Annotated in this window: 17 protein-coding genes; 14 read left to right on the plus strand and 3 right to left on the minus strand. The window is 48.8% G+C overall.

Going from position 1 to position 21,097, the window contains the following annotated elements; translation table 11 throughout:
* Positions 1-50: 50 nt before the first annotated feature.
* Both ACFS7Z_RS06440 and ACFS7Z_RS06445 read left to right on the plus strand, forming a co-directional pair.
* Positions 51-215, plus strand: a complete 165-nt coding sequence (locus ACFS7Z_RS06440; protein ID WP_377482507.1) for a hypothetical protein — start codon at positions 51-53, stop codon at positions 213-215.
* Between the two features lie 60 nt (positions 216-275).
* The gene (locus ACFS7Z_RS06445) at positions 276-437 is read left to right on the plus strand and encodes a hypothetical protein (RefSeq protein ID WP_377482509.1); all 162 of its coding nucleotides are present in this window, start codon (positions 276-278) and stop codon (positions 435-437) included.
* A 724-nt stretch (positions 438-1,161) separates the two neighbouring features.
* Here ACFS7Z_RS06445 and ACFS7Z_RS06450 read toward each other — a convergent pair.
* Entirely contained in the window at positions 1,162-1,722 is a 561-nt protein-coding gene (locus tag ACFS7Z_RS06450) for a hypothetical protein (RefSeq protein WP_377482511.1), read from the minus strand.
* A gap of 179 nt (positions 1,723-1,901) precedes the next feature.
* Here ACFS7Z_RS06450 and ACFS7Z_RS06455 point away from each other — a divergent pair, with 179 nt between their 5' ends.
* Entirely contained in the window at positions 1,902-3,851 is a 1,950-nt protein-coding gene (locus ACFS7Z_RS06455; protein WP_377482512.1) for a S9 family peptidase, read from the plus strand.
* Between the two features lie 74 nt (positions 3,852-3,925).
* On the plus strand, positions 3,926-4,357 hold the full coding sequence (locus ACFS7Z_RS06460) for a hypothetical protein (RefSeq protein ID WP_377482514.1): 432 nt from the start codon (positions 3,926-3,928) through the stop codon (positions 4,355-4,357).
* Here the strand turns inward: ACFS7Z_RS06460 and arfB are convergent.
* On the minus strand, positions 4,354-4,767 hold the full coding sequence (gene arfB / locus ACFS7Z_RS06465) for an alternative ribosome rescue aminoacyl-tRNA hydrolase ArfB (RefSeq protein ID WP_377482516.1): 414 nt from the start codon (positions 4,765-4,767) through the stop codon (positions 4,354-4,356). The genes ACFS7Z_RS06460 and arfB overlap by 4 nt on opposite strands.
* A gap of 308 nt (positions 4,768-5,075) precedes the next feature.
* Between arfB and ACFS7Z_RS06470 the strand changes: the two genes are divergently transcribed.
* From ACFS7Z_RS06470 to ACFS7Z_RS06490, 5 genes are all read left to right on the plus strand, one after another.
* Positions 5,076-6,038 carry a TIGR03885 family FMN-dependent LLM class oxidoreductase gene (locus ACFS7Z_RS06470; RefSeq protein WP_377482518.1) on the plus strand — a complete coding sequence of 321 codons (963 nt, stop codon included), beginning with the start codon at positions 5,076-5,078 and terminating at the stop codon, positions 6,036-6,038.
* 36 nt (positions 6,039-6,074) lie between these two features.
* Positions 6,075-7,154, plus strand: a complete 1,080-nt coding sequence (locus ACFS7Z_RS06475; protein ID WP_377482520.1) for a site-2 protease family protein — start codon at positions 6,075-6,077, stop codon at positions 7,152-7,154.
* A 616-nt stretch (positions 7,155-7,770) separates the two neighbouring features.
* Positions 7,771-8,160 carry a BlaI/MecI/CopY family transcriptional regulator gene (locus ACFS7Z_RS06480; protein ID WP_377482522.1) on the plus strand — a complete coding sequence of 130 codons (390 nt, stop codon included), beginning with the start codon at positions 7,771-7,773 and terminating at the stop codon, positions 8,158-8,160.
* Positions 8,157-10,229, plus strand: a complete 2,073-nt coding sequence (locus ACFS7Z_RS06485) for a M56 family metallopeptidase (RefSeq protein ID WP_377482524.1) — start codon at positions 8,157-8,159, stop codon at positions 10,227-10,229. The genes ACFS7Z_RS06480 and ACFS7Z_RS06485 overlap by 4 nt, the downstream gene beginning before the upstream one ends.
* A gap of 207 nt (positions 10,230-10,436) precedes the next feature.
* On the plus strand, positions 10,437-12,578 hold the full coding sequence (locus tag ACFS7Z_RS06490; RefSeq protein ID WP_377482526.1) for an IPT/TIG domain-containing protein: 2,142 nt from the start codon (positions 10,437-10,439) through the stop codon (positions 12,576-12,578).
* A 234-nt stretch (positions 12,579-12,812) separates the two neighbouring features.
* Here ACFS7Z_RS06490 and ACFS7Z_RS06495 read toward each other — a convergent pair whose 3' ends face one another.
* Positions 12,813-13,019, minus strand: a complete 207-nt coding sequence (locus ACFS7Z_RS06495; protein WP_377482528.1) for a hypothetical protein — start codon at positions 13,017-13,019, stop codon at positions 12,813-12,815.
* A gap of 428 nt (positions 13,020-13,447) precedes the next feature.
* Here ACFS7Z_RS06495 and dgt point away from each other — a divergent pair, with 428 nt between their 5' ends.
* From dgt to ACFS7Z_RS06520, 5 genes are all read left to right on the plus strand, one after another.
* A complete protein-coding gene (dgt, locus tag ACFS7Z_RS06500; RefSeq protein ID WP_377482530.1) occupies positions 13,448-14,818 on the plus strand; it encodes a dGTP triphosphohydrolase in 1,371 nt (456 codons plus the stop codon).
* A gap of 8 nt (positions 14,819-14,826) precedes the next feature.
* Positions 14,827-16,041, plus strand: a complete 1,215-nt coding sequence (locus ACFS7Z_RS06505) for a hypothetical protein (RefSeq protein WP_377482532.1) — start codon at positions 14,827-14,829, stop codon at positions 16,039-16,041.
* 26 nt (positions 16,042-16,067) lie between these two features.
* Positions 16,068-17,273, plus strand: a complete 1,206-nt coding sequence (locus tag ACFS7Z_RS06510; protein ID WP_377482534.1) for a hypothetical protein — start codon at positions 16,068-16,070, stop codon at positions 17,271-17,273.
* A gap of 187 nt (positions 17,274-17,460) precedes the next feature.
* Positions 17,461-18,798 (plus strand): M16 family metallopeptidase, encoded by a 1,338-nt coding sequence (locus ACFS7Z_RS06515; protein ID WP_377482536.1) that lies wholly within the window; start codon positions 17,461-17,463, stop codon positions 18,796-18,798.
* Positions 18,799-18,812: 14 nt separating this feature from the next.
* On the plus strand, positions 18,813-20,897 hold the full coding sequence (locus tag ACFS7Z_RS06520) for an insulinase family protein (RefSeq protein WP_377482538.1): 2,085 nt from the start codon (positions 18,813-18,815) through the stop codon (positions 20,895-20,897).
* Positions 20,898-21,097 lie beyond the last annotated feature (200 nt).

Raw genomic sequence — 21,097 nt, forward strand, 5'->3', positions numbered from 1 at the left:
TTATTGCCAGACCATTTAAGATATTAAAACACGCTGTAAAAAATAAAACTATGAAAATTATCGTTCTTCTTTTCGCCATTGTACTTGCCTTCGGAGCAACCCTTGTGAAATCAGCTTCAGACAAGGAAGAAATCAGCACCAGAAAAGTGCTGAACGAGTACAAGCATAACGGCAACATGCTGCCGGTTGTAGAAGTTACTGCTCCACGAGCCTGATTTTTAAAATTGGAATTACCTGAAACGATTGCCGTTACCGCCACTAGTCAAAATACAACTATGAAATTCATTGTTCTTTTATTCGCTTTGCTTGTTGCTTTCTGTTTTGCCTGTAAAGACACCCTTGACAAGCGAGAACTCCTGGCAGAGCGCCAGCAACTGCTGGCCAGTGCTGCTACGCAGGAAGTTCCAACACATCCCCAGGCTACTGCTGTTATTTAGCCTGGGGTTGCAAAAGCACTGCCGTCTCACTTCCCCTCCAGAAACAGTAATAAAAAAGCTATGTTACAAAAGCTGTGCTTTTCAGCATAATTATCAGGTGCTTTAAGCGCTTCTTTATAAATGAGAGTTTCTGCATGCGCTATTGCGCCTTGTAAGCCTATGTTGCATTGCATGCTTGTATTACCTTTTTTTTCAATAGTGCCTTCTCTAACTTTGTATTGATTTAGCGGAGAGTGCGCGCGGATACTGTTTCAGTGCCAGCTTTTTAAAGTTGAAAGGCATGATAGGAGGCTGATGCAGAGCAAAGCTTAAGGCCGGTTCTAAAATTTCGGCAGGCCTCCTGGATGTTGCAAACACCGGACGTACGGGCAGTGCTGACACACACACGATTCTTTCAGCTTAATTCAAATCAGCAGGTATGCTGGTTAATAAGATACAGGCAGGAGCGGACCCGCTTTAGAAAATAAACAGAAGGGAAAGAGCTATATTCCTTTATTTGAAAACCAATTCAACAATGTTTGGTGGCAGGTTAATACCTGGTTAAGCTAGAAGTGGTTGTGGCTTCCCCTGCTGCAGCGCTCTATGAAAACATACTTAAACAGCATCAAGAGCCATAAAAGGCTTGCTGCCAGACAAAGCTCAACTTCTGAATAAAAGCCCGGACCCCACCGGGCTTTTTCTTTTTTCAACGGCTTCCTACTGGTGTTTTATGTTGCAGGCAGGGCTAGTTGTCGCCTTTGTCTTTGAAGATGTCGAAAATGCCGGGCTTGCCGTTCTGCTTCTTCTTTTTCTTGTCGTCCTGCTTGCCGAAAGGCCACAGGCCCTTCTTCTCCTTCTTCTCTTTTATCAGGACGTAGCGTATAGAGATGCCGGAAGAAAGCTGAATCCAGTCGTCGTGGTTGATGTGGAAGGCAGGCTTTACGTCGGCGGAGAGCAGGAAAGGCAGGCCGTTCACCTTGTACTCAACACCCAGAATCACGTCGCCTCCTGTAAACACGCCCCTGTCTTTGAGGTTGCCAACATGCGCACCCGCGCCCAGGTAGTAGTTAAAGCGCTCGCCCAATAGCGGAAAGTGCCGCTCGTACAAACCTGTCAGGCTGTAGTCACGGGAACCAACGGTTGCAATTGCTTCTATGGTGCCCCGGTCATGTAGCTTCTGTTGCAGGGTCAGGCCAAAGCGGTCGCTCTCTATGCGTGCGCCGGCGGCCGTTCTGTACTTCTGTGCCTCACTTGCAAAACTTATCCCGCAGAGCAGGCATCCTATCAAAAATAATCTTCTAAACATACACCAGGGGTGAACTTCTCCTTTGCAGTGGCAGCAAATACCTTACCTGAAAAACCAGTACCAGGTTTATTTCAGGAGGGTTTTGCAGCTGCTCCTGCAGTGTAAAATCTTGCTATTTGTTTTGTCTCTGAAATTCAGTAGTTTACTTTTCCGATACAGCGCCTTAAGAAACCAAAACCATGAGAAAAAAAATATGTTGGGGGCCTGCCGCGTTTGCAGTTGTTGCCCTTTTTGCCGGCTGCCAGAAAAGCACCACCAGCGAAAACCAGACAACGGAGCCGGTAGCCAGGACCTACACCATTGAGCAGTTCATGAACACCACCTCCATCGGTGGCAGCGACTTTTCACCTGACAACTCAAAAATACTTTACTCCAGCAACCAAACGGGCGTTTACAACGCTTTTGAGGTGCCTGTAGCAGGAGGTGAGTCGCGCCAGCTCACCAACTCAACGGACAATTCGGTGTTTGTGATATCATACTTCCCCAAAGACGAGCGCATTTTATACTCCAGCGACAAAGGCGGCGACGAAATCACGCACCTGTATGTGCGCAACCCGGATGGAACCTCCAGGGACCTGACACCGGAGGCGAAGGCAAAGGCATCGTTTGCAGGCTGGAGCCACGACCAGAACAGCTTTTTCTTCCGCTCCAACAAGCGTGACCCAAAGTACTTCGACTTGTATGAGATGGACCTGCAAAGCCTGACGCCAAAGCTGGTGATGCAGAATGAGCAGGGATTTGATGTTGCCGCCATTTCCAGGGATAAAAAACATGTGGCGCTCACAAAGGGCATCAACACCAACAGCAGCGACATGTACCTGTACAACACAGAGACAAAGCAGCTGAAGAAGCTAACGGATCATGCCAAAGATATAAAATACAGCCCCCAAACCTTTACGCCTGATAACAGCAAGCTGTACTTCCTGACGGATGAGGAAGGAGAGTTTATGGCGCTTAAAAGCTATGACCTTGCCAGCGGAAGAACAGAAAATGTGGAGAAAGCCGACTGGGATATTATGTATTCTTATTTTTCCCGCGATGGCAGGTATCGCGTGACCGGCATCAACAACGATGCCAGCACTGAGGTGAAAATATATGATACAGCCACCAACCAACCGGTGCAACTGCCGCAGGTGCCGGCAGGGGATATAACAGGTGTCAACATGTCGGATAACAGTGAGCTGATGACGTTTTATGTGAACAGCCCAACGTCGCCCAGCAACCTCTACGTGTACGATTTCAGCAATGATAAAACCACCCGCCTGACCGACACGATGAACCCGGAGATTGATCAGGCCGACCTGGTGAACGCGGAGGTGATCCGTTACAAATCGTTTGACGGGATGGAGATACCAGCCCTGCTGATGAAGCCGAAAAGTGCCAGTGCTGACAACAAGGTGCCTGCGCTGCTTTGGATACATGGCGGTCCCGGTGGCCAGTCGCGCCTCAACTACAGTGCCCTGATGCAGTACCTCGTGAATCATGGCTATGCTATACTGGCCGTCAACAACCGTGGCAGCTCCGGCTACGGCAAAACCTTTTACGCCGCCGACGACCTGAAACATGGCGATGTAGACCTTAAAGACTGTATTGAGGCAAAGAAGTACCTGGCCGGTACAGGCTATGTGGCCGAAGATAAAATTGGAATAATGGGCGGCAGCTATGGTGGCTATATGGTGCTGGCAGCCCTGGCCTTTACACCGGATGAGTTTGCTGTAGGCGTAGATCTTTTTGGCGTAGCCAACTGGCTGCGCACGCTGCAAAGCATTCCGCCGTACTGGGAGGCTATGCGGGAGTCGCTATACAAGGAATTAGGGAACCCAGCCACCGACTCTGCCGCGCTCTACAACAAGTCGCCGCTGTTCTTTGCAAACCAGATTGAAAAGCCACTGATAGTGCTGCAGGGCGCCAACGACCCACGGGTACTGAAAGTAGAGTCAGATGAGATCGTAGCCTTGGTGAAAGCCAACAACGTGCCCGTGGAGTATGTGGTGTTCGATGATGAGGGCCATGGCTTTGTAAAAAAGGAGAACCAGATAGAAGGCTACAGCGCTATTCTGACCTTCCTGGATAAGTGCCTGAAAGGAACCACCAAGGCTGCAGGCGGTAGTGCCAGCAGTAAAAAATAATTGGATCGGGGCGGCCTGTCTATAAGAGGCTGCCCTTCTTCTATAGCTGTATAAACTTTACTTAATGTTGATTTATGCAAGAACTGGACGAACTCACGCAGGCACTGTACCAAAGCATCAGCTTTGAGAAGGGGGAACAACCAGACCTGCCTGGCCTTGGAAGCTTATTTTATGAAGGAGGCAGGTTGATCAATAACAATAAAGACCAGCCACAGGAGTATACGGTGCAGCAGTTTATCCAGGTGGTGGAGGAGCAAATTGAATCCGGGAGTTTAGTTGCATTCAGGGAGCAGGAGATTTCCTCGCGAACAGAGGTATTTGGTAAAATTGCGCATCGCTTCAGCACCTATGAGGCCTATCTGAACGACCTTGGGGCAGCGCCTTTTTCTGTAGGTATCAACAGCATTCAGTTTATGAAGGTGAAAGACAAGTGGTATGTCTGCTCCATGGTCTGGAACGATCAGCAACAGGACAGGCTTATACCAGCCAAGTACTTTGAATATTAGTAGTCGCTCCGGAAGCCGCGGGCCGATTTTTTCTCTGCCTGCCGTTTCTTGCCCTCCAGCCTTTTTCTGACACTGGCCCGGGATGGCCTTGTTGCCTTGCGCTTCTTCTGCTTCGTGAGGGCCTGCCGCAGCAGCTCGTAAAACCGGCTGATGCTGGTTTCCTTGTTCCTGAGCTGAGTGCGCTCTGTCTGGGAGACTACCTGCAGGTAACCCTCACTGTTAATGCGGTTGGCCAGCTTGTCCTGAATGAGTGCCTTCTCCTCCTCTGTCAGTACTTCTGAGTTCTGCACATCAAACCGCAGCTCTACCTTAGTGGCTACCTTGTTCACGTTCTGTCCGCCGGCGCCCCCGCTTCTGGATGCCTGAAACTGCAGCTCTCTTTCAAAATCCCTGTCCTGTAAATTTGTCATAGTATATATGGATACCTGAAATTACCTCATTCGGATACATTTTGTAAAGATAGTGACTGGCAAGTTTCCAAAGCCCCCTGCCAATACGTACACGTCGGCCCTTGCCTCTACTCATGGCACACGGAACAGGTTGTACAGCACAGTCAGCCTAGCATATCAAAGTCCATGCTATAAAGGACCGGCTGCTAAAAGACTGGCAGGCTTTGTTTTTATATCATCTTGCTGGAGATGGCCGTAGTAGGAGGTAAGCATTGAAAAATATTTTGTATACGCACTTTTGCAACCTCAAACTAAGAAATACAGACTTTATGATAAAGATAGGATACCAGGCATCGCACGAGCAGTTTAAACCCAGCGCTTTGCTGAAATATGTACAACGGGCTGAAGAAGCGGGCTTTCAGAGCTGCAACTCCTCCGACCATTTCCACCCGTGGAGCCACGAACAAGGCGAGAGTGGCTTTGCATGGTCGTGGCTTGGCGCTGCGCTGCAGGCTACAAACCTTCCCTTCAGCGTTGTAAATGCCCCGGGCCAGCGCTACCACCCTGCCATTATCGCGCAGGCGGCAGCCACACTGGCCGAGATGTTCCCCAACCGGTTTGACATTGCGCTGGGTACAGGACAGTACCTGAACGAGCACATTACAGGCACGGTGTGGCCTGTAAAGCAAGACCGGAATGCACGCCTGAAAGAATGTGTTGACATTATACGGGCGCTTTGGGCTGGTGAAACCGTGACCCACCATGGGCTTGTTACAGTCGAGGATGCAACCCTTTTTACACGGCCTGCCACGCCACCAAGTATATTAGGGGCAGCTATCACACCAGTGACCGCCGAATGGGTTGGAGGCTGGGCAGACTCCCTTCTGACTACTGCGCGCCCTCCAGAGGAACTGAAAAAGATGGTAGATGCTTTCCACAAGGGTGGAGGAGAAGGAAAACCAATGAACCTGAAAGTAGAGATATCGTTTGCTGACTCAGAGGAAAAGGCGCTTCAGGGCGCTTATGATCAATGGCGATCCAATATTTTTAGCAGCAGTGTGTTAACAGAACTACGCACGGCCAAACAACTTCAGGAAGCAGCGCAGGTGGTCAAAAAAGAAGTCATGAAAGAGCATGTGCTGATTTCAACAGACTTGGGGCAGTACCAGGAGTGGTTCCAGCAATACATTGACCTCGGCTTTACACAGCTTATTCTGCACAACGTAAACCTGGAACAGGAGCGCTTTATAGATGTTTTTGGAGAGAAGGTGCTGCCCCAACTGGCGCGTTAGCCAAAACCCGGGCAGCAGGTAAATAAAAATCAAAGTATGAAATGGTCGCTTAACCTTGGTCGTATTGCCGGAATAAAAATACTGGTGCACTGGACTTTCGCGTTGCTGCTGGGCTGGGTTGCTTTTACCGAATCACAACGTGGCAGCGACCTTCCAACTACCTTGCTGGCGATAGGGTTTATCATTGCGGTGTTTTTCTGCGTGGTGCTGCACGAGCTGGGGCATGCGCTCACAGCAAAGCGTTACGGCATTAAAACGAAGATGATTACGCTACTGCCTATAGGAGGTGTGGCCAGCCTAGAGAGTATGCCCCAGGACCCGAAAAAGGAATTGCTTATTGCAGTAGCCGGACCCGCCGTAAATGTGGTGATAGCCTTCATTCTCTGGCTGGTGCTGCCTTCGCTGGGCAGTTCTTTTTCAGAGGAGTTCTTTCTGCGCATCACCCCAGCAAACTTCTTTTACCTGCTGCTTTTTGTGAACGTGGTGCTGGTGGTGTTCAATGCCATTCCTGCCTTTCCGATGGATGGCGGCCGGGTGCTCCGGGCGCTGCTGGCCTTTAAACTGGGCCGGGTGCGGGCCACTCAGATTGCCGCTAACTTAGGGCAGTTGCTGGCCATCGTTTTTGTCTTTATTGGTTTCATGTCCAACCCTTTCCTGATCCTGATAGGTGCTTTCGTGTTCTTTGGAGCTTATTCAGAGAACATACTTGTGCAGCACCTCGATTACCTGCGCGGCCACAGCGTGCGCGAAGGCATGATGACGAACTTTGTAACCCTGGCCCCAACAGAAACGGTGCGGGAAGCATTAAACAAGCTGCTGATGGGCTCTGAACATGAGTTTGTTGTTGAAAAAGAAGGAGCCGTAGTGGGCACCCTCACCCGCTCTCAGTTAATACAAGCCGTAAAGGAAGAACAGATGCAAACCCCGGTGCTTGAGATAATGTCTGCGGACGTAAAAACATTTGATGTACACGACAAGCTTTCGGAGGCTTACACAGAACTTCAGAAGACCCGCGTTCCGCTCTATCCTGTGCTGGAAGACGGCCGCCTCGCCGGTGTCATCAACACAGACAACATCAACGAGTTCATCATGATAAAATCAGCCCTGACGCATTGATTGCTGATTGTTTTGCTGCTCCTGCTGATGCTTCAAAGAAGGGCTAAGTACAGATACATCAGTTCAAACTGCTCTGTGAAATTTACTGCCAGCTCGGAGGGAAAGTGACTACGGCTTCCATGTGAAGCGCCGGGTGCAGCAGGGCTGTTTCATTCTATAGTTGCCTTCGCTCGCGTCCCGCGAGTGTGAGGGATAATTGAACCTCTGGCCCAGTCGCTTACAGACTCGACATCATTTTTAGACACATGTTTGAAAACTTACACCAGTAAATGCGCCAGTAAAATGGAGAATTAAATAGCGCTATCCCCTACAGCTCCGAACAGGAAAACGCGCCCCCGCGGGAGTGGAGCGCAAAGACTGTGACTATGGGAAAGGTAACCCACAAATCGCTGGATAAGCTACTCCTACGCCAGCTTAGACGAGTTAAATATCCATAGCAGGTATCTGTTACAGGTTTGTTTCTCGTTATTTTTCACTTCAATAAACTTCCCTTTCACGCGGCAACCTCTAACTTATACTCATAACTACGAAAATAATCGTATATTAATTTCCTTTTACGAAAATATTCGTATATACTTGTAAGGCAACATTTGCAGAATATAACCATCTATGAACTATGAATCCAGAAAAATTACCTAAACCCACGGAGTCGGAGCTAGAGATACTCCAGGTGCTCTGGCAACATGGGCCAAGCACGGTACGCCTGGTGCACGAGGAGCTGAGCAGGACAAAGGAGGTGGGCTACACCACTACCCTAAAGCTGATGCAGATTATGGCGGAGAAAAAAATGCTGGAAGCTGACAAAACAAGCCGCTCCCATGTTTACCGCCCCTTGATGGAAGAGGAGCAGACCCAGCAGCAGTTGCTGGACCGTTTCATGGATGCGGCTTTCAGAGGGTCGGCAAGCAAGCTGGTGATGCAGGCGCTTGGCAACAGCAACACATCAAAAGAAGAACTGGACGAAATCAGAAACCTGTTAGACAAACTGGAAGGAGGTAAAAAATGAACTATGTCACAAGCTTTTTCTCAGAAGCCCTGGTGCAGGCCTTCGGCTGGACGCTGCTGCACTCGCTGTGGCAGGGAGCCTTTGTTGCGCTGCTGCTGAGCCTGCTGTTGGTGCTGCTGCACAAACAGAGTGCTAACGTGCGGTATGCGTTTTCAGGTAGTGCCATGCTGGCGCAGCTATTGTTGTCGGCAGGTACTTTCTTATACTATTATAGCGCGTCACCCCAGTCTGCGCTACCCAATGAAGCCGCTTTAAGAGGTACAGCAGGAGCCTTTCATGCCGCAGAAGTAACGGAGGCGTCTGTTCATTCGTCGTTCTGGGCAGAGCCTTTTGCGGTGGCACAGGTATACTTTGAGCAGCACATGCCGTTGCTGGTCAGCCTCTGGCTGCTGGGAATGATGGTAATGGCCATTCGCTTTATAGGTGGGGTTGCCTATACACAGCGCCTGTGCCATTACAGAACTACTCCGCTTGGAGCAAACTGGCAGCAGAAAGTAAAGGAGATAAGCGAAGCAATAGGTGTAAACAAGGCAGTGCGGTTAGTGGAGTCGGCCTTAGTGCAGGTGCCAATGACAATCGGCTTTGTCAAGCCTGTTATCCTGTTGCCAATGGGCGCTGTGGCCGGGTTATCACAGGCGCAGGTAGAGGCTGTACTGGCTCATGAGCTGGCGCATATTCTGCGGAAAGACTACCTGGTGAACCTGCTGCAGTCTGTCATGGACATGCTGTTCTTCTATCATCCGGCGGTGTGGTGGATGTCGGGGGTGGTGCGGGCAGAGCGGGAGAATTGCTGCGACGACATGGCAGTAGCTATTTGCGGCGACACCCTGACCTATGCTCGTGCCCTGGCAGAGATTGAAGCCATGCGATTACCGGCTGCCCCTCCTGTAGCTCTTGCTTTCTCGGGCAAGCGGGGAACGCTTATGAGCCGCATCAGGCGCCTGGTGGGGCAGCAGTCGCTGAAGCCTACTTTTTCCGAGGGCTTTGCGGCTGGTTTAGTACTGGTGATGGGGTTACTGGTGCTTTCCTTTGGTGCCATGGCCGCCCTGAAGCCACAAGGGGATCAGGACGCTGCCTTGCTTCAGGATAAGGCAGACGGCAAAGAGGTGCTGAAGGCAGTTGATGAGGGAGATACCTTCAGTAACGATGATGCAGGTGCTTTTGTATATACCGTGCAGGATTCAGCCGGGAAAGCGCGTGACATCGTTATCATCAAGAACAAGAAGGGAAAAGTGCAGGAACTGTATGTAGATGGCAAGCGCATCCCAAACAGGCATTTAGATGATTACAAAGAGCTTATTGACCAGCGGCTGCAGGCAGTAGAAAATGCCCCGAAAGCAAACCGCAGGGAAGTAACGCAGCAAATGGAGCAGGCTCGTGCGGCAGCCTCAGAGGCGCGACGGAATGTCCGCAGAAATTACTCTTACAGTTACAACCACGCCAGCGGTGACAGCCTGGTGCCACCACCTCCCCCTGCACCACCTGCGCCAGCACCAGCACCTCCTCAGGTAGCCCCAGTGCCTGGAGTAGCACCTGTTCCTCCTGTACCTCCAGTTCCTCCAGTGCCACCTTTGGTTCCATTTGGAGAAGATCAGGAAGCACAGAGAAAATATAAGCAAGAGATGAAGGCTTATGAAGCAGAATTGAAGTTCTTTGAGCAAGAGATAAAAGCCTATGAGGATGAACTCCGTGCAAACGGGCTCCTGAACGGAGCGCACCAGAAAGCCGTAGCGGAAAGGCAGAAAGAACTGGCGCAGCAACAGACGGCGCACTTGCAGGAAATGGTTCAACACCAGAAAGAACTGGCCCGGCAACAGGCAGATGTAGCCAGGCAGCACCAGAAGATAGCTCAGAAGCACCAGCAGCAGTGGGAGAAGATAAAGGAGGAGTTAGTAAAAGACGGTGTGATCAAAAAAGGGGATGACAACGTAAATATTCAACTCAACAACAAGGAGCTTTACATCAATGGTAAAAAGCAGCCTCAGAAAGTGTATGAGAAGTATAAAACGCTGATGAATGTAGAACGAAACGATTCCTCCAGCTTCAATTTCCAGTATAAGAGCAACTGATTTTTACCCGGACAGTGTACCAGATGCCCGCCAGCTTTTTCAGTTGGCGGGCATTTTGTTTAATTTAGCCGTTTGTAGGAGGCCTGTACCTATATTTGAGACTTCGTTTCCCTACATGAGGTTTTTTTCGTAAGTATGAGTCGCTGAACTTTTTCTAAACAAATAAGCCTCCATTTGTTTCATAAATTATGACCTGTACCATTTCACATGAATAAATTACCCGGACTTACTGCAGCTACTCCCCGCACAGAAGTTTTGCTGTTATTCTTCGCGCTGCTGTTTTCTTTCCGCGCTTTCTCCTCCGACCGAGGGCATATGCTGCCGCTAACCCTAGAGGAGCGTGTTAACAAAGCAGATATGGTAGTGGAGGGAGAGGTTGTATCACAAAAATCATTCTGGGATACGGGCCAGAAAAATATTTACACCTCCAACCTTATTCGGGTATACAAGTCCTTCAAAGGAAAAGTAGAAAGCCAGTTGGTGGAGCTGATTACGGAAGGAGGCTCTATTGGCCTAAAAAAACATGTTGTGTCCACGGCCCTGCAGCTACGTCCGGGGCAACAGGGCGTGTTCTTCCTGAAGCGTCAGCAGCAGTTGCCACGCTCTCCCGGCAGCCAGTACACCAGCACTATGGCCTATGGTAGCCAGCAGGGGTACGTGAAGTATGACCTGGCCGGGAAAAGGGCCATCGGCTCCTTCGACAGCTACAGCAGCATACAGGGGCTATACCAGGACATCTCCAGGAGAACAGGCCAAAACTACAGCAGTATCTCCAGAAACGAAGCATTGGAAGACAGGCCTGCCGTAGAGCAGAAGCAACAGCAGGTACAGGATGCCAAACTTGCGCCCCTTATCACCAGCTTCCTTCCTACTACCGTGAGTGCAGGAACAGGAGTTGTTCTAACAATAAATGGCTCAGGGTTTGGTGCCACGCGGGGCAATGGGGCAGTGGAGTTCAGGAATGCAGATGATGGGGGGCAGACTTTTGTTCAGCCATTGGCTTCCTCGTACATTTTCTGGTCTGACAATCAGATCCGTTTATACGTTCCCTCGGCCACAGAAGACAGAGATACCCCGGGCTCCGGCCCTATACGGGTGGTAACGAATGATGGCAGCGTCATCAGCAGCACCATCCCTATCATCATAGAGTTTGCTTACTCCAACGTTGTTTTTGATGATAAAACGTTCAGACCCAGATTGATTGACGTGGACGGTTTGGGGGGCTATACTATTCGGTATGCACCCAGCATGCTTGGCAAGCAACGCGCGCAGGAAGGCTTTCGGCGTGCCATGACAACCTGGGTGTGTGTGTCGGGGGTAAACTGGAAGATTGGAGAGCCTACTACAATAGAGGAAGCCGAAGAAGATGAGACCACCGTAGTTAGGTTTGCATCAAACAGTACGGTAGGCGCAGGAGTGCTGGCCCGCACTTTCAGCTACTATGAGGGCTGTATTGTGGGAGGGCGCCGGGACACCGTGTGGTATGTAACAGAGTTCGACATGGAAATCAACAGCAGCATCAGCTGGGAATATGGTCCGGGTCCGCCTCAGGGAAAGCAGTTTGACTTTGAAACGGTGATGCTGCATGAATTGGGGCATGCGCATCAGCTAAGCCATGTTATTTTGCCTAGTGCCATCATGCATTATGCAGTAGAAAACGAAAGAATTATCCGTGACCTGAGTGCTGCCGACGTGGTGGGCGCTAACCTGATTATGGCAAACAGTGTAGGGGAGAATGCCTGTGAAGCCCCTATGAAACCTAGCACAGCAGCTGAGTGTAATCTGGCGCCGGAAATTTATACATTTAGTGCCAGCTACACCTCCCCAAACACCGTTGCGGTTAACTGGACTACCCAAAACGAAGTGCAGGTTGATTTCTTTGTGGTGCAGCGCAGTACTAATGCCACTGATTGGGAAGACATTGGTACAGTGGATGCTGAAGGCGTTGCCGGAAACCGGGCAGAAATAGATTACACTTTTATGGACAATAACCCCTTGCCAGCTATAGGCTATTACCGCTTGCGCGTAGTCTACAGCGACAGAAGGGAAAGCTTCTCTCCTCGGGTACGTGTAATAAACCCGGATTCGGTCCGGCAGTTAAGCGTGTATCCTAGCCTGATAAACGAAGAAACCAATATCATTACACTTTTGTACATCGTGGAGAATACCACAATCCTGAATGCAAAGCTGTATGACATGGCGGGCAGGTTAGTCCGTGACTTTGAACTCACCTTCAGGGACATTAACCTGCCGGTAGAGGTGGATGTAGCCGGTCTGGCCGCTGGTATTTATATCCTGAAGTGGCAGGAACGCAACATGAGCGGCCAGGTAAAGATACTAAAGCGGTAGCAGCAGTCTTACCTGCGGCAAGAGGCGAAGTCATATAAAGTGAATTCTCCTCTTGCTTTTTTATGGTTTTACTGTCGTTTGTAGTTTTGATGTGCTGATGGCATGCCGAATAGTGGTTCGACTTCATTCAGGTAAAGTATAGTAGTGGAAAAAGGAGATCAGGATGGAAGTGTATGCGCGCTATTAATCCGGTTGGATGCGGCAGAATTGCTAAAAGCACCGGCTTTTGTAACTTCAGTACTTCGCAGGCACCAGTAGGCCTATACCCTCATCGCCTGGAAGGGAGAAGCTACAGGCAGAGATTAGCAACTGCCAGCGGCACATGTTGCTGCTGCGCATGATAATTAAAACAAAATACAAAAGCAGGCGAAAATCATCCGGGGAAGATGGATTCTCGCCTGCCTGTGAACCGAAATTTGAAGCAGGGTAGCAACTGTACATGGAAAAACAGCTTAGCTCCCGTTGCAACGAATAGGTTTTGGAACAGTTTGTTTTTTATAGCTTGAAAAGTGGCTTGTTTGATAATTCAAAAATCAACCTCTTTTTTCCATAACACAAGGTATTCTGTTGCTTGTTTGTAACATGGCTTTCAAGGTTGATAAATAGCTTACAAGAGTTTAATCGTGTTTTAGAGGCCAGGTGAGGAATTGAAGTATAGTAAAAAATGGTCTTTGTGTAACATGGGAATCGCTTATACTTGTTGTTATGCCATTAATTTTTTTACGCTTTTTCGCCCTACTAGTACGTTTTGCATAGCATTATTATCTGCATGGGGTTATATTTGAGGAAGGAGAAGCTTTTTGCTCGATGAAATTGTGGCAAAAAAGAAAAAAGCAACTTTTTGACGAGCAAAGAATCTAAATACCCTTATGCAGCTTACCACCACCTGGGACAGGCTAATCTCAAAAAAACGCTTCGAGACAACAGACCCAAAATACAGCACAGATGAATCTGTACGGGGCGAGTTTCAGCGCGACTATGACCGGATTGTTTTTTCATCGGCTTTCAGAAGGCTGCAGAATAAGACGCAGGTGATGCCGATGCCGGAGAGTGACTTTGTGCACACGCGCCTGACGCATAGTCTGGAGGCTTCGGTGGTAGGGCGCTCGCTGGGCCGCATTGTGGGCAAAAGCATACTTGAGCGCTACCCGGACCTGGCGCAGGAAAAACATATACAGGAGGCTGATTTTGGCGATGTGGTAGCTGCTGCCTGCCTTGCCCACGACATCGGCAATCCACCTTTCGGCCATTCTGGAGAGGATGCCATCTCTGCCTACTTCCAAAGCGAAGAGGCGCAGCCTTACCTCAGCACTTTAACAGGAGCCGAGAAAGCAGACTTATACCGCTATGAGGGCAATGCCGCTGGCTTTCGGATATTAACCTATACCTATCCGGCGCACTGCAACCTGCCAGGCGGCCTCAGCCTGACCTATACTACACTGGCTACCTTCACCAAGTACCCAAAAGAGTCGTTGCCGGTTATCCCAAAAACAAAAAATACCAGCGAGAAGAAATATGGTTTCTTTCAGACAGAGAAGGCGTGGTTCAACAGTATCGCCAGAGAACTGGGACTTCTGAAAAAAGGAGCAGACGGAGAAGTGTTTTACCACCGCCACCCGCTGGCCTTTTTAGTAGAAGCCGCAGACGATATCTGCTACCGCATCATCGACTTTGAAGACGGTCTTAAACTGGGCCTGGTGCCGCAGGAACAAGGCCTGAACCTTCTCCGGGAGATACTGAACGACAACCCGAACCGCAAGTCCAGCCTCAGTTTTTATGACTGGCGTGAGGAAATCGGCTATTTGCGTGCCCGTATCATTGGAAAGCTGATAGAAGAGACTACTGCCATATTCCTGCAGCACGAACAGGAGATGCTGCAGGGTACCTATGATGCCCCTCTTATTAACGAACTCAGCTGTAAGCCAGTGTTAGATAAGATAAAGGACCTATCCATCAGGCTGATTTACCAGAACCGCCCGGTACTGGAAATAGAGGCTGCTGGCTTTGAGGTGCTAGGCGGTTTGCTTGATGCCTGCGTGAAAGCCGTATTCAGGCCGGAGTCAAAACACCACCGCAAACTGGCGGCACTCATTCCGCCATATTACCTGGAGTTGCCTGAAGGTGCCACTGATTACCAGCGCATCATTCACATTACCGACTTTGTGGCCAGCCTCACAGACCAGGCAGCGCTTGGGCTGTACCGGAAAATCAAAGGCATTGAGTTGCCGAGGATGTACTAGAGAACCAAATGCTTAAGGATAAATTTAGAAATCCTGATCTCTTGCTGCTGCTGTTGTACATTTTTTATTGTGCTGCCATAGTTCTAAGAGTAAGCGTAGAAGGAACAGGTTACTTATCTCCGGACTCTGAGTATTATCTGGAGGCAGCCAGGAGCCTCAAGGCCGGAGAAGGTTTTTTTATTCGGGACCTTTACGGTCTTCATAGTAGAAGAACCGGGAGCATAGCCTACTTCTCAGCGTGGCCTATTGGCTACCCAACATTGGTCGCGTTAGTATCCTTGACAAGTGGCCTCAAGCTCTTTTGGGCGTCCAAATTTATAAACTTACTTTTTGCCGGTCTTGGCTTTCTACTGATGCGGCATATAAATCGTCAATATGCCTTTGTGCTAGCCTCTGTTTATGGCGCTTTCACTATCATAGAAATGTACTCCTACACTTGGTCAGAATGTGTTTTTATGTTTGGCTGCCTGTGCTTTGTTGTGTTGCTCCACGAAGTCTACATCAGTGGTAAGGTAGTACTGGTGTATGCGCTACTTGCTACAGCAATTTTTATGTTTTTGATTCGATACATTGGCTTTTTTTCTGGAGGTCTGATTTTGCTTCTAGCCTTACTCACCTGGCTTGATGATCGTAAAAGTGTAAGCAGGCATCTGCTCATAGCTTTTGGATTAAACCTGCTGTTTGTGTGTATCTATGTACTGCATAATTATTATGTGGCAGGTTATAATACGGATGCACAACGCTTGACTGAAAATATGGAGCGGCCGGCAGAGGTTTTCTTTATGGCTATAAAAGGACTTGTTATTGAATTGTTCATCATAAGGAAATACTATTTGAATGGTTCACCAGGTATTTTAACTGTAGCCACTGCTGTTTTGCAATTCAGTGTAATAGGATATATCTGGAAGCTGCTTCGAGCAGAATCGAACAGAGTTACCGGAGCAATTAAATGCAATACTCTGTCACATATAGCCATTTTAGTAGCTTTTGCATACTTACTTGTGCTAGTTTACCTGAGAACTATATCACAGTTTGATTCCCTCGACTACCGTCTTTTATCACCTTTCACTTTTATTATGCTTTTTGCAGTCGTGAACTATATAGTAGCGCTGCCAGATCAGCTTAAAGGTGTGAGATTCGCTAAACTTCTAATCTTTTCTTTCTTCTTGGTATCAGTGCTACTAAACCTTCCAAAGCAATACTTACTCTCATTGCTATTGTGATGTTGATTACTGTGTAAAATTTTAAGATGAAAAGGGGTCGTGGAAATTCTGACTTGTTGTTGCTTTTTCTATTTACAATTGTGGCTATTGTAATTGTTTTTAGAGTGAATGTTGAAGCAACAGGCTATCTCAGCCCGGATTCTGTAGCCTATCTTGGCTTAGCTCAGAATATAACAGATGGTCACGGCTTTTATATTCTAAATGAAGAAGGAACTGGCAGAAGCTATTTCTCTACCTGGCCAGTTGGCTACCCCGTGCTTATTTATTTTGTTTCGGCAGTAACCCCGCTATCTGTTTTCTGGTCCTCTAAGTTACTGAACTTATTGCTGGCGGGGCTTGGCTTTCTGCTGCTGCGCCACATTAACCGGAATTATTCTTTCATACTTGCCTCTGTCTATTGCTCCTATACATTGCTGGAGGTTTACAGCTTTACCTGGTCTGAAGCTCCTTTTCTCCTCGGGCTATTATACCTGTGTCACCTTACGGGTAAAATATTGCAGCTGGGGAGCAACAGAAAAGACATAGTATTTCTGTTACTGACTTGCTTTTCCCTGTTTCTGATGCGGTATATCGGAGCCTTTTCGTTTAGTGTTACCGCACTGTTAGCTTGCTATTTCTTCTATCAAAGGAAACGCGGAACAGCTGTTAAGCTTCTCTTCGTGTTGTTCTTGCTCGGAGCGCTGGCAGGGCTTTACCTGTTAATGAACTACCACCTCAGTGGCTATGCAACAGGCTTCGACCGCTTAGAGGCAGAAACAGAATCAGGGGGAGCTTTTTTAGGTATGATGGCAGAAGGGGTGTTAAATGAGCTTCTCATCATCCGGAAATTTCGGATGGGAAACCAACCAGATTACCTGCTCTATTTTACGGTTCTTTTGCAACTGGCAACTATGATTTTTATTATTGCAAAAGTCAGGAAGCACCATCACCTGCTGGAGCAGTTAAAAACGAATTCCTTTTCCCTTGTTTGCTTCTTTGTCGCACTACTCTACCTTGCCGCTGTTGTATTCTTAAGGAGCTTTTCTCACTTTGATGATCTGGACTACCGTTTACTGGCGCCTTTCAGCTTCCTGTTTTGGATAGGGCTAGTACATCTGCTGATCTCTTTGCCTGATAGCGTTAAAAGCACAGTTCATACTAAGTATGCAGTTTTTGCCTTCTTTATACTATCCTTGTTGCTGAATCTCCCCAAGCAGTACATACTTGCAAGCATCAGGTATCTGTTCACATAGTCTCGCATCTTGTTCGTCTAGAAAAAGAAACCTTTCATCTGCGTCTGCACTGGTTTGGCCGAAACGTGGCCTCCCTCCTCTTCTAAAACTGGTATCTTCACCGGATTAGAATTAATTTTATATGTTGTAGCACAAGCGCTGCAAGCCGGCCTTAGAGCCATACTCACTCTTACAAACAAAACAACACATGAAACGCAAGTTTATCACCTGTCTTTTGTGGTGCGCCACCGGCTTTGCTGCGCTGGCCCAAACCAAGGGCAACAAGATCGAATTCACGGAGTATGACCTCCCGAACGGCCTGCACGTGATTCTGCATCAGGACAAATCTACGCCTAACGTAGCAGTGTCGGTGCTGTACCACGTAGGCTCTAAAAATGAGGTGCCTGGCCGTTCTGGTTTCGCACACTTCTTCGAGCACCTGATGTTTGAAGGTACGGAGAACATTGGCCGTGGCGAGTATAGCTCTTTGGTGCAAAAAGCAGGCGGTGCCCTGAATGCCAACACCTCCTTCGACCGCACCTATTACTATGAACTGCTGCCCTCTAACCAGGTTGCCCTGGGCTTGTGGCTTGAAGCGGAGCGTATGAAACATGCCAAAGTAGACGAAGTGGGTGTGGAAACGCAGCGTAAGGTAGTGCAGGAAGAGAAGCGCGAGCGTATCGACAACCAGCCTTATGGTTCTATGGGAGAGAATGTGTTTTCACTGGCCTTCAAAGAACATCCGTACAAGACCATGCCGATTGGTTCTTTCGAGGATTTGAATGCAGCCAGTATTGAGGAGTTCCGCGACTTCTACAAGACATTCTATGTGCCGAACAACGCGACCCTTTCCATAGCAGGCGACATAGACATAGAAGAAACAAAGAAGCTGGTGGAGAAGTACTTCGGTAGTATTCCGAAAGGCACCAAAGAAATACCGCGCCCTAACATAGTAGAGCCGAAGCAGACGGAAGAGCGCCGCAAAACGGTGTATGATAACATCCAACTTCCTGCTGTTATCCAAGCATACCATGTGCCGGAGCAAGGCACAGACGATTTCTATGCCCTGTCGATGCTGACGACTTTGCTATCTGGCGGTGAAAGTGCCCGCTTACCAAAGGCGTTGGTCGATAAGCAGCAGAAAGCTGTTGCTGCTGCCTCCATTCCTTTCCCTACAGAAGATCCAGGGTTGTTCCTGACATTCGCTATTGCCAACATGGGCGTGGAGGTGGATGACCTGGAGCAGGCGATGAACGCAGAGATTGATCGCGTGAAAACGGAACCACTGACAGACCGTGAGTTCCAGAAGCTGCGCAACCAGGTAGAAAGCAACTTTGTGCAGCAGAATAGCACCGTAGCTGGTCGTGCCGAGAGCCTTGCCAACTATGCGGTTTACTTTGGCGATGCTAACCTGATAAACACAGAATTGCAGCGTTACCTGAACGTGACGAAAGAAGATATCCAGCGCGTGGCCAAAGAGTACCTGACCAAGAACAACCGCGTAGTGCTGCACTACCTTCCTAAATCAGCTCAACAGAACAACTAAGAATCATCCTTATCATGATAAAGAAATTTTATTCTACCGTATTTCTGGCGCTGGCACTGGTGTATGTAGCGCCGGCACAGACCACACAAACACCTCCCCCTCCGGGGCCTGCGCCCAAAATTGAGTTAGGCAAGTATGAGCACTTCACCCTGAAGAATGGCTTGAAAGTATACGTGGTGGAGAACCACAAGCAGCCTGTAGTTTCTATGTCTCTGGTGCTGGACAGAGATCCCATTTTGGAAGGCGACAAAGCCGGTTATGTACAGGCGGCCGGGCAGATGATGCGCACAGGCACTACAAACCGTAGCAAAGACCAGTTTGATGAGCAGGTAGACTTTATCGGAGCGGACTTAGGCTTCTCTTCTACTGGCTTCAATGCATCTGCTCTTAAAAAGCACCTGCCAACATTAGTTGACCTGACCACAGATGCCTTGCTGAACCCTAAGTTTACGCAGGAGGAGCTGGACAAGGTGAAGAAGCAGATGAAGGCCAACCTGGCGCAGTCTAAAGACAATCCCGATGCTATCGCCAGCCGCACACGCAACCTGGTGCTGTATGGCAAAGATCACCCATACGGGGAGTTGATGACAGAGGCGTCAGTAGACAACATTGCACTGCAGGACATCCAGAACTACTACAGCACTTACTTTAAGCCGAACATTGGTTACCTGGCTGTGGTGGGCGACGTGACACCAAAAGAGATGAAAAAGCTCCTGAAGAAGTCGTTCAGGAAGTGGGAGAAAGGCAATGTGCCGGAGGTAAAGTATGACCTGCCGCAGCGCCCTGAGCAGACACAGGTAGTGATAGTAGATCGCCCAAGCTCGGTGCAGAGCTCTTTGGTGCTGACAAACCCGGCTGACCTGAAGCCTGGTGCAGAGGATGCTGTCGCAGCCTCTTTGATGAACAACATCCTGGGTGGCGGAATGGACTCGCGTTTGTTCCAGAACCTGCGAGAAACGCACGGTTATACCTATGGCGCCTACTCGTCTGTCAACAACGACGAGATATTAGGCCGCTTTAACGCCAATGCCAACGTCCGGAATGCAGTAACTGATAGTGCTGTAACAGAGTTTATGAACGAGCTGAACAAAATCCGCAGCCAGCGTGTGAGCGATGAGGAACTGCGCGATGCAAAAGCCTACATCATGGGCAGCTTTGGCCGCGGCTTGGAGAACCCTGCGACAGTGGCTGTTTATGCCATTAACACCGCCCGTTATGGTTTGCCAGCAGATTATTATGCGAACTACCTGAAGAAAGTGGAAGCCGTAACAGCTGAAGATGTACAGCGTGCGGCGCAGAAGTACATTAACCCGGACAAGATGTACGTTGTAGCAGTTGGTAACGCCTCTGAGGTAGCTGAAAAACTGCAGAAGTTCGATAAAGATGACAACAGTATTGCCTACTACAGCACCACCGGTGAGAAAGTAGACCGTGCAGCGTTGGGTGTGCCAGCTGGCTTAACAGCTGATCAGGTGCTGGCTGACTACATCAAAGCAATCGGTGGCCAGGTAAACATAGATAAGCTGAAAGACATCACCATCACCAGCAACGCCACCGTGCAGGGCATGGCGCTTACTCTGGTGCAGCAGCAGAAAGGCAGTGATAAGTTTGCCACGCAAATCATGATGAACAACAACCCTTTGCAGCGCGTGATCATCAACGGTGAAAAAGGTAAAATGGAAGCTCCGATGCAAGGTATGAACAAGGAGTTTACGAAAGAGGAACTCGCCACCCAAAAACTGGAGGTAAGTCAGTTCCCTGTGCTGCAGTACGAAAAGCTAGGCATCAAAACCAAGTTGACCGGTATGGAGAAAGTAGATGGCAAAGATGCCTATGCGGTAGAAGTAACACTGCCAAATGGCCAGAAAGCCATACACTACTTCGACAAAAACACGGGCCTGCGCCTGAAAGAAGTAAACAACCTGCAGACGCCACAAGGTGTGCTGACCCAGACGAAAACCTACAGCAATTACAAAGAGGTGAATGGTGTGAAGTTCCCTTATGTAGTGGAGACTGTTGTAGGTCCTCAGGCCATCAAAGCTGAAGTGCAGAACATAGAGGTAAACAAAAACCTAAGTGACGACACGTTTAAGATGTAGTTTTAGAGGCCTTATTGTATATGAACTGAAAGAGGCTAACCTGCATGGTTAGCCTCTTTTTTGTAGTATGATTTGTAATAGTCAAGATATGCTCTGACAGTTGAGGGTTATCTGACAGGCATCTGCCCTAAAGTAGTGTTCCATGAGCCCATGCCGTTGGGCTCATTTTTTTTCTGCACCACCCCTTCGTCTTCGGGTGC

Origin of the sequence: Pontibacter toksunensis, assembly GCF_042686245.1 — a bacterium.
GTDB lineage: Bacteria > Bacteroidota > Bacteroidia > Cytophagales > Hymenobacteraceae > Pontibacter > Pontibacter toksunensis.

Excerpts from the sequence above, each read along its gene's own strand:
- ACFS7Z_RS06470 (WP_377482518.1), top strand. The coding sequence starts at position 5,076 with ATGATAAAGATAGGATACCAGGCATCGCACGAGCAGTTTAAACCCAGC.
- ACFS7Z_RS06475 (WP_377482520.1), top strand. The coding sequence starts at position 6,075 with ATGAAATGGTCGCTTAACCTTGGTCGTATTGCCGGAATAAAAATACTG.
- ACFS7Z_RS06440 (WP_377482507.1), top strand. The coding sequence starts at position 51 with ATGAAAATTATCGTTCTTCTTTTCGCCATTGTACTTGCCTTCGGAGCA.
- dgt (WP_377482530.1), top strand. The coding sequence starts at position 13,448 with ATGCAGCTTACCACCACCTGGGACAGGCTAATCTCAAAAAAACGCTTC.
- ACFS7Z_RS06490 (WP_377482526.1), top strand. The coding sequence starts at position 10,437 with ATGAATAAATTACCCGGACTTACTGCAGCTACTCCCCGCACAGAAGTT.
- ACFS7Z_RS06460 (WP_377482514.1), top strand. The coding sequence starts at position 3,926 with ATGCAAGAACTGGACGAACTCACGCAGGCACTGTACCAAAGCATCAGC.
- ACFS7Z_RS06445 (WP_377482509.1), top strand. The coding sequence starts at position 276 with ATGAAATTCATTGTTCTTTTATTCGCTTTGCTTGTTGCTTTCTGTTTT.
- ACFS7Z_RS06505 (WP_377482532.1), top strand. The coding sequence starts at position 14,827 with ATGCTTAAGGATAAATTTAGAAATCCTGATCTCTTGCTGCTGCTGTTG.
- ACFS7Z_RS06515 (WP_377482536.1), top strand. The coding sequence starts at position 17,461 with ATGAAACGCAAGTTTATCACCTGTCTTTTGTGGTGCGCCACCGGCTTT.
- ACFS7Z_RS06495 (WP_377482528.1), bottom strand. The coding sequence starts at position 13,019 with ATGTACAGTTGCTACCCTGCTTCAAATTTCGGTTCACAGGCAGGCGAG.
- ACFS7Z_RS06450 (WP_377482511.1), bottom strand. The coding sequence starts at position 1,722 with ATGTTTAGAAGATTATTTTTGATAGGATGCCTGCTCTGCGGGATAAGT.
- ACFS7Z_RS06520 (WP_377482538.1), top strand. The coding sequence starts at position 18,813 with ATGATAAAGAAATTTTATTCTACCGTATTTCTGGCGCTGGCACTGGTG.
- ACFS7Z_RS06510 (WP_377482534.1), top strand. The coding sequence starts at position 16,068 with ATGAAAAGGGGTCGTGGAAATTCTGACTTGTTGTTGCTTTTTCTATTT.
- ACFS7Z_RS06480 (WP_377482522.1), top strand. The coding sequence starts at position 7,771 with ATGAATCCAGAAAAATTACCTAAACCCACGGAGTCGGAGCTAGAGATA.
- arfB (WP_377482516.1), bottom strand. The coding sequence starts at position 4,767 with ATGACAAATTTACAGGACAGGGATTTTGAAAGAGAGCTGCAGTTTCAG.
- ACFS7Z_RS06455 (WP_377482512.1), top strand. The coding sequence starts at position 1,902 with ATGAGAAAAAAAATATGTTGGGGGCCTGCCGCGTTTGCAGTTGTTGCC.
- ACFS7Z_RS06485 (WP_377482524.1), top strand. The coding sequence starts at position 8,157 with ATGAACTATGTCACAAGCTTTTTCTCAGAAGCCCTGGTGCAGGCCTTC.